Annotated in this window: 12 protein-coding genes; 3 read left to right on the top strand and 9 right to left on the bottom strand. The window is 41.6% G+C overall.

Annotation, left to right across the window (positions count from 1 at the left end; genetic code table 11):
- Positions 1 to 119: 119 nt before the first annotated feature.
- From nqrF to M1F03_RS04840, 6 genes are read right to left on the bottom strand one after another with little or no spacing between them, the layout of a single operon-like run.
- A complete protein-coding gene (gene nqrF / locus M1F03_RS04865) occupies positions 120 to 1,346 on the bottom strand; it encodes an NADH:ubiquinone reductase (Na(+)-transporting) subunit F (RefSeq protein ID WP_154623957.1) in 1,227 nt (408 codons plus the stop codon).
- A 15-nt stretch (positions 1,347 to 1,361) separates the two neighbouring features.
- Positions 1,362 to 1,958 (bottom strand): NADH:ubiquinone reductase (Na(+)-transporting) subunit E, encoded by a 597-nt coding sequence (nqrE, locus tag M1F03_RS04860; protein WP_154623958.1) that lies wholly within the window; start codon positions 1,956 to 1,958, stop codon positions 1,362 to 1,364.
- A 4-nt stretch (positions 1,959 to 1,962) separates the two neighbouring features.
- Positions 1,963 to 2,592 carry an NADH:ubiquinone reductase (Na(+)-transporting) subunit D gene (locus M1F03_RS04855; RefSeq protein WP_154623959.1) on the bottom strand — a complete coding sequence of 210 codons (630 nt, stop codon included), beginning with the start codon at positions 2,590 to 2,592 and terminating at the stop codon, positions 1,963 to 1,965.
- Positions 2,585 to 3,379: a Na(+)-translocating NADH-quinone reductase subunit C gene (locus M1F03_RS04850; protein WP_163860764.1), complete on the bottom strand. Its 795-nt coding sequence runs from the start codon at positions 3,377 to 3,379 to the stop codon at positions 2,585 to 2,587. Before M1F03_RS04850 ends, M1F03_RS04855 begins: the two co-directional genes overlap by 8 nt.
- Positions 3,372 to 4,610 (bottom strand): NADH:ubiquinone reductase (Na(+)-transporting) subunit B, encoded by a 1,239-nt coding sequence (locus M1F03_RS04845; RefSeq protein ID WP_154623961.1) that lies wholly within the window; start codon positions 4,608 to 4,610, stop codon positions 3,372 to 3,374. The genes M1F03_RS04850 and M1F03_RS04845 overlap by 8 nt, the downstream gene beginning before the upstream one ends.
- A gap of 4 nt (positions 4,611 to 4,614) precedes the next feature.
- Positions 4,615 to 5,958, bottom strand: a complete 1,344-nt coding sequence (locus M1F03_RS04840) for a Na(+)-translocating NADH-quinone reductase subunit A (protein WP_251465228.1) — start codon at positions 5,956 to 5,958, stop codon at positions 4,615 to 4,617.
- A gap of 417 nt (positions 5,959 to 6,375) precedes the next feature.
- Between M1F03_RS04840 and M1F03_RS04835 the strand changes: the two genes are divergently transcribed.
- Positions 6,376 to 7,113 carry a L,D-transpeptidase family protein gene (locus M1F03_RS04835; RefSeq protein WP_163860763.1) on the top strand — a complete coding sequence of 246 codons (738 nt, stop codon included), beginning with the start codon at positions 6,376 to 6,378 and terminating at the stop codon, positions 7,111 to 7,113.
- Here the strand turns inward: M1F03_RS04835 and M1F03_RS04830 are convergent.
- Complete coding sequence (locus M1F03_RS04830) at positions 7,084 to 7,851, bottom strand: class II glutamine amidotransferase (RefSeq protein ID WP_154623964.1); 768 nt, start codon at positions 7,849 to 7,851, stop codon at positions 7,084 to 7,086. The genes M1F03_RS04835 and M1F03_RS04830 overlap by 30 nt on opposite strands.
- A 25-nt stretch (positions 7,852 to 7,876) precedes the next feature.
- Entirely contained in the window at positions 7,877 to 8,455 is a 579-nt protein-coding gene (lpcA, locus tag M1F03_RS04825; RefSeq protein WP_154623965.1) for a D-sedoheptulose 7-phosphate isomerase, read from the bottom strand.
- 347 nt (positions 8,456 to 8,802) lie between these two features.
- On the opposite strand from lpcA, the gene fadE reads away from it, so the two are divergent.
- Together fadE and M1F03_RS04815 are read left to right on the top strand one after the other, a co-directional pair.
- Positions 8,803 to 11,268 carry an acyl-CoA dehydrogenase FadE gene (fadE, locus tag M1F03_RS04820; RefSeq protein ID WP_154623966.1) on the top strand — a complete coding sequence of 822 codons (2,466 nt, stop codon included), beginning with the start codon at positions 8,803 to 8,805 and terminating at the stop codon, positions 11,266 to 11,268.
- Positions 11,269 to 11,519: 251 nt separating this feature from the next.
- The gene (locus M1F03_RS04815) at positions 11,520 to 11,873 is read left to right on the top strand and encodes a ribonuclease G (protein WP_154623967.1); all 354 of its coding nucleotides are present in this window, start codon (positions 11,520 to 11,522) and stop codon (positions 11,871 to 11,873) included.
- A gap of 377 nt (positions 11,874 to 12,250) precedes the next feature.
- On the opposite strand, the gene lysA is transcribed toward M1F03_RS04815, so the two are convergent.
- The gene (gene lysA / locus M1F03_RS04810) at positions 12,251 to 13,510 is read right to left on the bottom strand and encodes a diaminopimelate decarboxylase (RefSeq protein WP_251465227.1); all 1,260 of its coding nucleotides are present in this window, start codon (positions 13,508 to 13,510) and stop codon (positions 12,251 to 12,253) included.
- Positions 13,511 to 13,578 lie beyond the last annotated feature (68 nt).

The raw sequence follows: 13,578 nt of genomic DNA, 5'->3' as shown, positions 1-13,578 counted from the left end.
GTGTTGCTGACTACGTTCATTCGCACTAGTCACAGGAATTACCCTGTTCTTAGACACTCATTCTCTTGTCACCTAACTGCACCTCAACTATGTAAGTATATACAAACAACTAAGGTTACTTAACCACCGAAATCATCCAGTAAGATGTTTTCATCCTCCACACCAAGATCTTTGAGCATCTTGATAACTGCTGCGTTCATCATTGGAGGTCCACACATATAGAATTCACAATCTTCTGGTGCGGGGTGATCTTTCAAGTAGTTTTCATACAGAACATTATGAATAAATCCTGTATAACCATCCCAATTATCTTCCGGCATTGCATCGGAAAGTGCAACATTCCAAGTGAAATTTTCGTGTTCAGCGGCTAATTGATCGAAATCTTCTGTATAGAACATTTCACGTTTAGAACGTGCACCGTACCAGAAACTGATCTTACGCTTAGAATCTAAACGTTTTAATTGATCGAAGATATGTGAACGCATTGGTGCCATACCAGCACCACCACCGATGAAGACCATTTCTGCATCCGTCTCTTTCGCGAAGAATTCACCAAATGGACCCGAAATAGTCACTTTATCACCTGGTTTCAACGACCAAATATAAGAAGACATGATCCCTGGTGGAACATCTGGATTACGTGGTGGAGGTGTTGCAATACGCACGTTTAACATAATAATACCGTGCTCTTCTGGGTAGTTCGCCATTGAATAAGCTCGAACCGTAGGCTCTTTTACCTCAGAAACATAACGGAATAGATTGAATTTATCCCAATCTTCACGGTATTCCTCTGGTACATCAAAATCTTCATATTTCACCACGTGTGGCGGGCATTCAATCTGAATGTATCCACCTGCACGGAATGGTACAACTTCACCATCAGGAATTTTCAATTTCAGTTCTTTAATGAAAGTTGCTTTATTATCATTAGAGATAACTTCACATTCCCATTTCTTAACACCAAAAATTTCTTCAGGTAATTCAATTTTTAGATCTTGTTTGACGTTCACCTGACAGGCTAAACGGCAACCTTCTTTTGCTTCACGTTTGTTAATGTGGGAAAGCTCGGTCGGCAGAATATCACCGCCACCTTCTTTAATGTGCACGCGGCATTGTCCACATGAACCACCACCACCACAAGCAGATGAAACAAAGATCCCTTGGTTAGATAACATACCTAACAGCTTATCACCCGCTGGAGCTTCAAAGCTCTTATCAGGATCGCCGTTAACTTCAACTTTGATGTTCCCTGTATTGACTAACTTGGACTTAGCAAACAGGATTAAACCTGTTAGCGCCAAGACAATCAGGGTAAACATCACTACGCCTAGAATAATAATATCCATGAATTCTTCTCGCCTTTATAGCTGCACACCGGAGAAGGACATAAAGCCCAGTGCCATCAAACCGGTGGTGACAAAGGTAATACCTAAGCCTTTCAGACCCGCCGGAACATCTGAATATTTCATCTTTTCACGAATTGATGCTAACAACACGATCGCTAACATCCAGCCGATACCTGAGCCAAATCCATATACGATAGATTCGCTAAAGTTATAATCACGCTGAGCCATGAAAGAGACGCCACCAAAGATTGCACAGTTAACGGTAATCAACGGCAGGAAGATACCTAATGCGTTATAAAGTGACGGGAAATAACGATCTAGAATCATTTCCAGAATTTGTACGAGTGCAGCAATAACCCCGATAAAGGTAATGAAGTTAAGGAAAGATAAATCAACTCCCTCAACCAGTGCCCCATCACGTAGAACTAGGTTATACACTAGGTTGTTTGCTGGTACTGAAATACCCAAGACAACCGTCACTGCAATACCTAAACCGAATGCAGTTTTAACATTCTTCGATACCGCCAAAAACGTACACATACCGAGGAAGAATGCCAACGCCATATTTTCAATAAATATCGCTTTTACGAACAGGCTAATATAATGTTCCATAGACTTAATCCTTCTCTACCTGAGCCGGTTTCAAGGTACGTAGTCCCCAAATCAGCATACCAATGATAAAGAATGCACTAGGTGCTAATAGGAACAGACCGTTAGGCATGTACCAACCACCATTTTGCAATGATTCCATAACGGTAATACCAAACAGTTTGCCTGAACCAAATAGTTCACGTAAAAAACCAACGAGGATCAGAATAACACCATAACCGAGGCCATTACCAATACCATCCATAAAGCTTTCTACAGGTGGCGCTTTCATTGCGTAAGCTTCAGCACGCCCCATAACAATACAGTTTGTAATGATAAGACCAACGAATACAGAGAGCTGTTTGGAGATCTCATACGCATAGGCTCGCAAAATTTGGTCAACAACAATAACCAAAGAAGCAATAATTGCCATCTGAACGATAATCCGCACACTATTTGGAATATAGTTACGAATTAATGAGATAAAAAAGTTAGAAAATGCAGTGACCAAAGTTACCGCAATCGTCATCACTACAGCCGTTTCCAGCTTGGTTGTGACTGCTAATGCAGAACATACACCAAGAATCTGTAGTGCGATTGGGTTGTTATCAAACAAAGGCCCAAGCAGTACGCGTTTTACTTCTTTAGAATCAGCCATTATTCAGCGCTCCTTCACGAACTTTTTTCAGGAACGGACCAAAGCCGTTGTCGCCTAACCAAAAATCAAACATGTGTTGGATACCGTTTGAAGTTAGCGTTGCACCTGAAAGGCCATCGATACCATAAGGGCTATCTGTTGAGCCACTACGAACAATTTTTATCGCAGGAACACCCTGCTCATTAAAGAGTTTTTTACCCGGCCACTGAGCTTTCCATTGTGGGTTATCAACTTCCCCCCCTAGACCCGGTGTTTCACCGTGAGAGTAATAAGTAATACCACGTGAAGTTACGCCATCAATGTCGACTGCAACGAAGGCATACATGACAGACCACAGCCCTGAGCCATAAACAGGTAGAATAATTTGTGAAACTTTACCTTGATCATCTTTGACAAGATAAATCTCAGCACTGTTTGCACGACGACGAATTTTCGCAATGTCTTCAGCAGGAGAAAGTGCAATGCTCGTTTCTTCACTGCGCAATTCGCTATTAAGATCATAGCGACTGGTGCTGTCGGAAAGTTCATTAGTTTTGAAGTTCAATAATTTAGGCTCAATACGTTCGCCATAAATTTTTTGCACTTCTTCCGCTGTCATCTTCGGTTGTAAGAGACCAGCAACACTTAAAATATTCCGTTGCGTATCTAATAAAATTTGTTCTTGCTGTTTAGACTTTAAACCTACAGCAGAACCCGCTACGACGATAGAACACACTAGACATAGAATAAAAACGACTATGAACGTTCTGCCGACGCTATCTTTATTGGTTGTTTTTTCATTAGCCACGGGCTTTTCTCCGTTTAATATTTGCTTGAACGACCAGATAGTCAAACAGAGGAGCAAACAAGTTGGCGAACAGGATTGCTAGCATCATACCTTCCGGATATGCAGGGTTTGCAACACGGATAAGCACACACATAACACCGATCAAAATACCGTAAGCCCACTTACCTTTATCTGTGAAAGAGGCAGAAACAGGGTCTGTCGCCATAAAGATCATCCCGAACGCAAAACCACCTAAGACCATATGCCAGTACCATGGCATTGCAAAGAGAGGGTTTGTATCCGAACCGATAAAGTTAAAGAGATAAGACATCGCGATCATACCAGCCATAACACCAGCAACGATACGCCATGAAGCAATACGGAAGAAAATGATGAATGCACCACCGATAAAAATCATCAATGTGGAAACTTCACCAATAGAACCAGGCATATTGCCTAAGAATGCTTGCATCCAAGTGATAGGTTCACCTGATACTGTATTCATTAGAGCATGTTCACCGCCAGTCGCCCACTGAGAAAGTGGCGTTGCACCAGAGAAACCATCAGCAGCCGTCCAAACTAAGTCCCCAGAAATTTGAGCGGGGTAAGCAAAGAATAAGAAAGCACGTCCAGCAAGTGCAGGGTTAAGGAAGTTACGCCCTGTACCACCGAAAATTTCTTTCGCTATCACCACACCAAATGTAATCCCTAATGCTGCCTGCCATAATGGAATGGTAGGCGGAACAATTAATGCGAACAGAATGGAGGATATAAAGAAACCTTCGTTGATTTCATGGCCACGGATAAGAGAAAACAGAATTTCCCAAAAACCACCAACCGCAAAAACAACCGCATAGATAGGCAGGAAATACACTGCACCAAGCAGCATTTTACTTCCCCAACCTGCATCAGGCGTAATGGATGCACCTAAAAACTGAGCAACACGATAATGCCAGTCTCCAGCCAATACCTGCTGTAACTCAGCACCACTATATAAGTGATAAAGAGCAGGAATAGCTTGGTTTCCTACATTATACATTCCCCAAAACATTGCAGGGAACACCGCTAACCAAACAAGGATCATCATACGTTTAAGGTCTATCGTGTCACGAACGTGAGAGCGACCTTTGGTGACGGTACCTGGTGTATAGAAAACTGTCGAAACAGCTTCAAATAATGGATAGAGTTTTTCTAACTTTCCACCAGGCTCAAAATGATGCTCATTCTTTTCAAATAAATTTTTCAACCCCATGGAATTACCCTTCTAACTCAATCTTGGTGAGTACATCACGAAGCACTGGGCCATATTCATACTTGGCCGGACATACATAAGTACACAGCCCCAGATCTTCTTCATCCAACTCTAGACATCCCAATTCCTGAGAAGAATCCGTATCTCCAGAAAGGAGGTCACGTAGGAGGTGGGTTATCATAATATCGAGAGGCATTACCCGCTCATAGTTACCAATTGGCACCATTGAACGCTCTCCACCATTCATCGTTGTGGTGAAATTAAAGCGTTTATTTTTCAAGAAATGCCCAACGGTTGTACGGGTGATAGTGAATTTATTGAAACCAGGCCAAATCCAACCAAACAACTCTTTCTCACGACCTTCACGTAACACGGTGATCTGATTATGAAAACGCCCTAAATAATGATGCGCTTCATCACAGGTTACGCCCCATAGCACAGAGCCAGAGATAATGCGGTTTTCGCCTGCTTTGAGTTGACCTTTGGTTAATTCATACAGATCAGCGCCAAGACGTGTTTTAATCAAACGGGGTTTTTCAACCTGAGGGCCGGCAAGTGATACTACGCGATCAGTATATAGATAACCTGTAGTGAATAACTTCCCAAATGCAATCACGTCCTGATAATTAAGATGCCATACCTTTTTCTGAATGCTGACAGGCTCCAGAAAATGAATGTGAGTACCAACTAACCCTGCTGGGTGAGGACCCACAAATTCGCTATAAGCGACTTGCGGATGATTACTAGACTTAGGTAAATCCCCTGCACCATGACATACATGCACTTTACCTTCAGTCAAATGACACAGAACGGTTAACCCGTCATTAAAGGCTTCTTGCTGAGCACGGATGACAACCAGCGGATCAGCCGCCAGTGGATTGGTATCCATTGCTGTCACAAAAATAGCGGCAGGCGAGGTGCCTAGTTCAGGTGAACGGCTAAATGGACGGGTTCTTAATGCTGTCCATAAGCCTGATTTAACCAAGTTTTCTTCGACTTGTTCACGAGTCAAACTTGCCAATTCATCCCTATTGTAAGAAGCAAAGGTCTCTTGTTCGTCACCATCAATTTCAATAACAACGGATTGGAGGACACGACGCTCACCACGATGAATCGCAATAATTTTACCGCAGGCTGGGCTAGTGAATAACACTCCTGGATTCTTTTTATCTTCAAAAAGAACCTGCCCTTTTTTTACGTGCTCACCTTCTTTCACCAGCATAGAAGGACGCATTCCGACATATTCTTCACCTAGCAATGCTACGTGTTGAATTTTCGGGCCGTCTTCTATTACTTGGGCTGGCTCACCTGCAATAGGAAGGTTGAGGCCTTTTTTAATTTTAATCATAAGATCTGCACAAGTTTCTAAGTTAACCCTAAGCTAATGATCCGGTGAAGGACCATAGCGACTCAGTAAATAAAAACAGCTCAAGTTACTCCCATAACTCAAGCAAATAATTCTCTCGATATTTTGACACTATTCTCTTATTCTGCCGTTCGTAATTTTACCAGTTCCCCCGACTTCTGTCCGGATATTCAAGTGACTTAGCTCAAGCAAATAACAATAAATTTTCAATTTTTCTTGCAATCATTCGTAATAAACGAGGTTTTAGCTCACATTTATCGAACGCTGTCCGTTTTTCACACAATATCGATTCATCACTAAATTATTAATGGACTATATCAAATCACTATCTGCTCGTTTAAAATATCGCTAAAATGATTTTTTTTTAAACAAAAAAACTCAACCTTATTTGGCTTAAGCATGAAAAAAAATACCTTTATTAGCTTTAGTTTTATCCTATTTTCTCTACAAGCTCTCGTTGCTGAAGCGAATAATCATTCATTTTTACTTAATAGTAAAACGATTAACCAACAAGATTCGACCCTCTTTATTCAAATATTTAAGCAAGAAGGCATATTAGAACTCTATAAAAAAGCGCCAAATGGGAAGTATAATCTGTCTAAAACTTACCCAATTTGTAAGTTTTCTGGCGGGCTAGGTCCGAAAAAGCTAGAAGGTGATTTAAAAAGTCCCGAGGGATTCTATCAAATAACCGCTTCTCAACTTAATCCAAACAGTCGGTATTACCGATCTATCAATTTAGGATTCCCTAACGAGTTCGATCGAGCGCAAGGCTATGAAGGTAACTACCTTATGATACATGGTGACTGCGTGTCTGTTGGATGCTATGCAATGACCGATAAATATATGAGTGAAATTTATCAAGCTGTTGAGACCGCTTTTAAAAATGGTCAAAACACTATTGATGTCAGCATCTATCCTTTTCGCATGACAAAAGAAAATATGTTACTTCATCGAAACTCAAGCCATTACGCTTTCTGGCAGCAATTAAAACCTGCTTATGATTACTTTCATGATGTAGGCAAGCCCGCACAAATCTCTGTTACATCAGGAAAATATGCCGTTAATAGCTTGCCAGAAACACAAGATAAGTTATTGAGACTTCGATCACAATATACGCTGGCCGAGGTGAAATAGCACAAAACTACCCGGCTCAATTTTATGCCAACTTTCATTTCCAGTAAGTGGCTGGGTAGCTATCACCGAAACAATATCCGTGGGTGTTGTGCAACTTTCAAAATCAATCTCAACATCCTGATCGAGTAATTTCGCTTTACCAAACGGTGCCTTACGCGTGATCCAGTAAAGGTTAGTGGAGCAAAAAGCCATTAAATAACGCCCATCAGACAATAGCATGTTAAATACGCCTTTACGGCGTAATTGTTCAGCTAAAATCGCAATAAAACGAAAAACAGCAGGCCAATTAGCGGGGGTTCGCGGGTATTTCATGGCGAGTTGGTTTAACAGCCAACAAAATGCTTTTTCACTATCAGTTTCACCAATAGGCCGGTAATTCCCTGTATTCAGCGAGCGATAACCTTTTAATTGCCCATTATGAGCGTAAGTCCAATTACGTCCCCACAACTCTCGTGTAAAAGGATGCGTGTTGGCTAATGTAACGTCTCCACGATTTGCTTGGCGAATATGTGCGACTACCGTTTCCGATTTAATCGGGTATTCCTGTACAAAACGTGCGACTGGAGACATAAAACTCGGCTGAGGATCTTTAAACGTACGACACCCTAGCCCCTCATAAAACGTGATCCCCCAACCATCTTTGTGTGGGCCTGTTTGCCCCCCTCGGGATATCAGTCCACTGAGACTAAAGTTAATATCTGTTGGCACATTTGCGCTCATGCCAAGTAACTCGCACATTTTAAGACCCTCTCTTGCCAGAGAATTATTTAACCATCTCTTTTTCAATCAATTGGATCAGGATATGAATCACTTTAATATGAATTTCCTGAATACGATCTGCATAACCAAAATGTGGCACGCGAATCTCAATATCGGCGCTCCCCGCCATCTTGCCGCCATCTTTCCCAGTTAACGTAATCACTTTCATGCCTTTTTCACGAGCAGCACTAATTGCTTTAATGATGTTGCCTGAATTGCCTGAGGTTGAGATCCCAAGAAGAACATCTCCTTCTTTACCGACAGCTTCAATAAAGCGAGAGAATACATATTCATAACCAAAATCATTACTGACACAAGATAAATGGCTCACGTCAGAAATCGCGATAGCTGGATAGCCCGGACGATTTTCACGATAGCGTCCTGTTAGCTCCTCAGCAAAGTGCATAGCATCACAGTGAGATCCGCCATTACCGCATGACAGGACTTTCCCCCCCGCTTTAAAGGAGTCTGCTAATAATACAGCAGCCTGTTGAATAGCCTGAATATTTGCATCATCACTAAGGAATTTTGCCAACGTATCGGCTGCTTCTGATAGCTCACCACGGATCAGATCTTGATACATGAGATTTCCCCTTAAATTTAACGGTTTCTGAGCCGTGATAAACGGCCTGAAGATAGGTAATTAATCTTTACTCCTCAGATTGTTACACAGGGTACATTTTCTTTCTACATCTGATTATGTTTGATTTAAGCATTTAGCACTAATCCGTGCTTTTTATCCCTTTTTATCGCTTTGACGCTTTTTTACGACGTTATTTCTTCTTTTCTGAAACTGTTACAGGGCGTTACTTGGTGATTTTGTGAGCCAAGTTGTAATTGAGATGTAAATGTGTTGCTAATTCTTTATTAAAGGTTATAGATTAGATAAACAACAGGTCAGACCTCTTACAAGTATACAGGAGTTTTCCTATGACCCTACTCAGTATCATTCTATTTCTCGTATTAATTGGTATTCTCTGCTACCACAAAACATCATTGGCGCTTAGCACTGTACTGTTACTTGCCTATACCGCAGTGATGGGCGTACTCGATATCTGGAGTTACTGGATGCTGCTACCAGTTGCGCTAGTCTTATTTCCATTTGTCTTTACGCCAGTGCGCCAATCACTATTTTCAGCTCGCGCCCTGAAAATGTTCCAAAAAGTGATGCCTCCGATGTCTCGTACCGAAAAGGAAGCTATCGATGCTGGAACCACTTGGTGGGAAGGCGACCTTTTCCGCGGTGCGCCTGATTGGAATAAATTACATAATTACCCTAAACCTCAGCTAACGGCTGAAGAGCAAGCCTTCATAGACGGCCCCGTTGAAACCGTTTGTGGCATGGTTAATGATTTTGCTGTCAGTCATGAATTGTCTGATCTTCCTCCTGAAGTTTGGCAATATTTACGTGATCACCGCTTCTTTGCCATGATCATCAAAAAAGAATACGGTGGCCTTGAGTTTTCCGCCTATGCGCAATCTCAAGTCCTACAAAAACTGGCTGGTGTTTCAGGTATTCTTGCTATTACTGTCGGTGTACCTAACTCCCTTGGTCCCGGTGAGTTACTACAGCATTACGGTACCGAAGAGCAGAAACAGCGCTACTTACCGGGTCTGGCGACCGGTGAAGAGATCCCTTGTTTCGCACTAACAAGCCCTGAAGCTGGCTCCGATGCAGGCGCCATTCCTGATACAGGCGTGGTTTGTATGGGAGAATGGCAAGGTGAACAAGTTTTAGGTATGCGCCTAAGCTGGAACAAGCGCTATATCACGCTTGCGCCTATCGCAACAGTACTTGGACTTGCATTTAAATTGTCAGACCCTGATCGCTTACTGGGGGGTGAAAAACAATTAGGGATCACTTGTGCCTTGATTCCAACCAATACCCCAGGTGTTGAAATTGGTCATCGCCACTTCCCACTGAATATTCCGTTTATGAATGGACCTACTCGTGGAAAAGATATTTTTGTTCCTATCGATTACATCATTGGTGGTCCAAAAATGGCAGGGCAAGGCTGGCGCATGCTGGTTGAATGTCTATCTGTTGGCCGTGGTATTACTCTGCCATCCAACTCAACGGGTAGCTTAAAAAGCATTGCAATGGCAACGGGAGCTTATGCCTATATCCGTCGTCAATTTAAATTACCTATCGGTAAAATGGAAGGTATTGAAGAACCTCTCGCACGTATCGCGGGTAACTCCTACCTAATGGATGCAGCGGCGACATTAATTACCTCTGGTATTATGTTAGGCGAAAAACCTGCGGTTCTCTCTGCTATCGTTAAATATCACTGTACTCACCGTGGACAACACTCAGTGATTGATGCAATGGATATTACCGGTGGTAAAGGTATCTGTCTTGGTCCATCTAACTTTGTCGGTAGAGCTTATCAAGGTGCTCCTATTGCCATTACCGTTGAGGGTGCGAATATTTTAACCCGTAGCATGATCATCTTTGGCCAAGGCGCAATTCGTTGTCATCCTTATGTACTGGAAGAGATGGCCGCAGCTCAAGATAATAATCTACATAAATTTGATAAAGCCGTGTTTGGTCATATTGGTCACGTTATTAGTAACCAATTCCGCAGCTTCTGGTTAGGTTTAACCAATGGTCGTGGAAGTAGTGCCCCAACAAAAGATGAGACACGTCGCTACTATCAGATGTTAAATCGCCAAAGTGCAAACCTTGCTCTACTCGCTGACATTTCTATGGCGGTGCTAGGAGGAAGCTTGAAACGTCGTGAACGAATCTCAGCCCGTTTAGGTGATATTCTGAGCCATCTCTATTTGGCGACAGCGACACTGAAGCGCTATGAAGATGAAGGACGTCAAAAAGCGGATTTACCATTAGTCAAATGGGCCGTGGAAGATTGTCTGTATCAGTCTGAAAAAGCGATGGACGATTTATTGAAAAACTTCCCAAATAGAATGGTTGCAGGTTTGATGCGTATTACGTTATTCCCTACAGGTCGTGCTATGTCAGCGCCATCGGATCGCCTTGACCATAAATTAGCACAACTGCTAATGGAACCGTCTGAAACCCGTGACCGAATTGGCCGTGGGCAGTATCTGACACCAACAGAGCATAACCCTCATGGTTTAGTGAATCAGGCACTGTATGACATTATCGCGGCAGAACCTATTTTTGAACGAATTTGTCGCTTGAAAGAACGTAAATTCAGCTTCACTCGCTTAGATAAATTAGCTGAGCAAATGTTGCCTGAAAATATTATCACCCAAGAAGAAGCAGATATTCTGCGCAAGGCTGAGGCTAGCCGTCTACGTACCATCAATGTTGATGAATTTGATTTTGAAGCATTGGGAACAGCTAGTACAAAAAATCCTCATACTGAAGGTGAAAATGACAAGCAAGCTAAAAAGAAACAAGCTGCTTAATTAGGTTATTTTAAATTAGACAAAAACTAGCCCTTAATATTGGGCTAGTTTTTTATTATTTTTCATCAAACCGCCTCGCCACTGTCACTATCCAACGATAAATATCTCCACTAAAGCGTAATTACATCTTTAGTAACATTATTATTACACAAATAAATTTAACTTAAGAATTTCTTATATTAGAATACGAGACTATTTTTACTATGGTTAGTGAAATCAATTATTATCATTTTTAGAACTGGAGATATAAAATGTCTTATTCGAATAAAGAAGTACCAGAGGGAATTAAGCGTTGGAACTGGGGTGCATTTATGTTCAATATCATATGGGGGTTTGGAAATAAATCGTACTTGCCGTTATTAATGCTAATTCCATTCTTTAATCTAATATGGATGTTTGTTTGTGGATTCAAAGGTAATGAATGGGCTTGGAAAAATGGTGATTATGATTCAGCAGAAACCTTCATGAAAGTACAAGAAACCTGGAATAGAGCTGGATTAATCTATTTTATTATTACAGTTGTATTTTCTGTGATATTTTTCTTATTCTTCTTCTCGACAATGATGGCGACGTTAGCAAGCATTGCATCACAAAGCCAACACTAATAGCTAAAACTAGTATTACATTGTCATAGTGGTTTTAATCATTCTAAATCACTTAAAATCACTATGGCTAGCGACATACTATTTTTGTTTATGTCAAAGTCTATTCTATTAACAATATCCAACCAATCTTGTTGATACCCGTAAATACTGGATATATCCCCGCGTTTACACCCATATCAACCTAGAATTTAGTTTCCTTTATTTTATTATCAACGAGTTTTTTCTCGGTCAAGAAACATTAACCAACAATTTAATTGCCTAATTTTTATATTTTCCATTCAGCTCAACAGATTTCTTAAGCACAATAAAATGCTCACTGAATACATAATAAGTACAGCGGATACTACCAATCAAGGTAGTATCCAAATCAAAAAGAATTAAAGCTCTAACGCCAATAACTCTTCGATGGTTTGACGGCGACGAATAAGTTTTGGTTTACCATTAACGAGTAGCACTTCGGGTAATAATGGGCGACTGTTGTAGTTAGAAGACATTGAAGCACCGTATGCACCGGTGTCATGAAACACTAAATAATCACCAACTTGCACTTCTGGTAATAAACGCGTTTCCACCATGCCGCCTTCTTGTTGAGTAAATACATCGCCTGACTCACACAAAGGCCCAGCGATAATCGCTTCTTTTTGTGGTGTATTATCCAGCGAACGCCCATCCGCAGGCAGGACTGAAATATGATGATAGCTTCCATACATGGCTGGACGCATTAAATCATTAAAACCACTATCCACTAACACATAATAGCGGCTCCCCATGTGTTTAACTGCCCTAACCTCTGCGAGTAACACACCAGACTCTGCCACTAAATAACGCCCCGGTTCTATTTCCAACTCAACGGTATGGCCTAAATGCTGCTCAATACGTTGGCGAGCACGATTCCATAAGCTGAAATAATGCTGGACATCGATCAACTCATCTTCTTCCCGATATGGCGTTGATAATCCACCACCCGCTGAAATAGCCTGAATATCCACACCCGATGACACGACTTGCTCAACCATTGCATCACAGACATTCGCTAAATGTTGATAGTCAACCCCTGAGCCAATATGCATATGCAAACCAACTAATGACAGGTTATAACGACGAATTTGGGCAAGAGCTTCAGGCAGATCTTGATGCCAAATACCATGTTTACTATTTTCACCACCTGTATTGGTTTTTTGTGAGTGACCATGACCGAAACCTGGATTAATGCGTAACCAAACTGGATGACCCGCTTTTTTCTCACCAATTTGGCTTAACATATCAATAGAGCCAGCATTGACCGGAATATCCAGCTCAATCACTCGAGCCAACGTCGCTCTATCGAGCACATCAGCCGTAAACACAATTTCTGCATTTTCACGACCCGCTTGAAAACCCGCCACAAGCGCACGCTCTATTTCACCCAGTGAAACAGAATCAACTTTAACGCCCTGCTCACGCATTAGTCGTAGAATATGGATGTTTGAACATGCCTTTTGAGCGAAACGCACGGTATCAAAGATTTTCAATTGATTGATACGTTCAATAATCACTGAACTATCGTATACCCATACAGGTGTACCGAACTGCTCAGGTAAGGAGATTAAATTTTCAGGTGTTAAATATGAGCTTGTGGTGCTTGCAAATGAGGTCATGTTTTTCTCGCCGATAAATTTTTATTCTATCGTTCCATTATTCAGAGAAAGGCAGGGAAAAAAAATAT

This window comes from Providencia sp. PROV080 (genome assembly GCF_033688105.1).
In the GTDB taxonomy this organism is placed as follows: domain Bacteria; phylum Pseudomonadota; class Gammaproteobacteria; order Enterobacterales; family Enterobacteriaceae; genus Providencia; species Providencia zhejiangensis.
Note: the sequence above shows the minus strand (reverse complement) of the source record. Positions and strands in the feature narration are given on the sequence as shown.

What these genes read in the sequence shown, in the direction of transcription:
- nqrF (WP_154623957.1), bottom strand. Translation starts at nt 1,346, where the DNA reads ATGGATATTATTATTCTAGGCGTAGTGATGTTTACCCTGATTGTCTTG.
- M1F03_RS04830 (WP_154623964.1), bottom strand. Translation starts at nt 7,851, where the DNA reads ATGTGCGAGTTACTTGGCATGAGCGCAAATGTGCCAACAGATATTAAC.
- nqrE (WP_154623958.1), bottom strand. Translation starts at nt 1,958, where the DNA reads ATGGAACATTATATTAGCCTGTTCGTAAAAGCGATATTTATTGAAAAT.
- lpcA (WP_154623965.1), bottom strand. Translation starts at nt 8,455, where the DNA reads ATGTATCAAGATCTGATCCGTGGTGAGCTATCAGAAGCAGCCGATACG.
- M1F03_RS04835 (WP_163860763.1), top strand. Translation starts at nt 6,376, where the DNA reads ATGAAAAAAAATACCTTTATTAGCTTTAGTTTTATCCTATTTTCTCTA.
- lysA (WP_251465227.1), bottom strand. Translation starts at nt 13,510, where the DNA reads ATGACCTCATTTGCAAGCACCACAAGCTCATATTTAACACCTGAAAAT.
- M1F03_RS04845 (WP_154623961.1), bottom strand. Translation starts at nt 4,610, where the DNA reads ATGGGGTTGAAAAATTTATTTGAAAAGAATGAGCATCATTTTGAGCCT.
- M1F03_RS04840 (WP_251465228.1), bottom strand. Translation starts at nt 5,958, where the DNA reads ATGATTAAAATTAAAAAAGGCCTCAACCTTCCTATTGCAGGTGAGCCA.
- M1F03_RS04815 (WP_154623967.1), top strand. Translation starts at nt 11,520, where the DNA reads ATGTCTTATTCGAATAAAGAAGTACCAGAGGGAATTAAGCGTTGGAAC.
- fadE (WP_154623966.1), top strand. Translation starts at nt 8,803, where the DNA reads ATGACCCTACTCAGTATCATTCTATTTCTCGTATTAATTGGTATTCTC.
- M1F03_RS04855 (WP_154623959.1), bottom strand. Translation starts at nt 2,592, where the DNA reads ATGGCTGATTCTAAAGAAGTAAAACGCGTACTGCTTGGGCCTTTGTTT.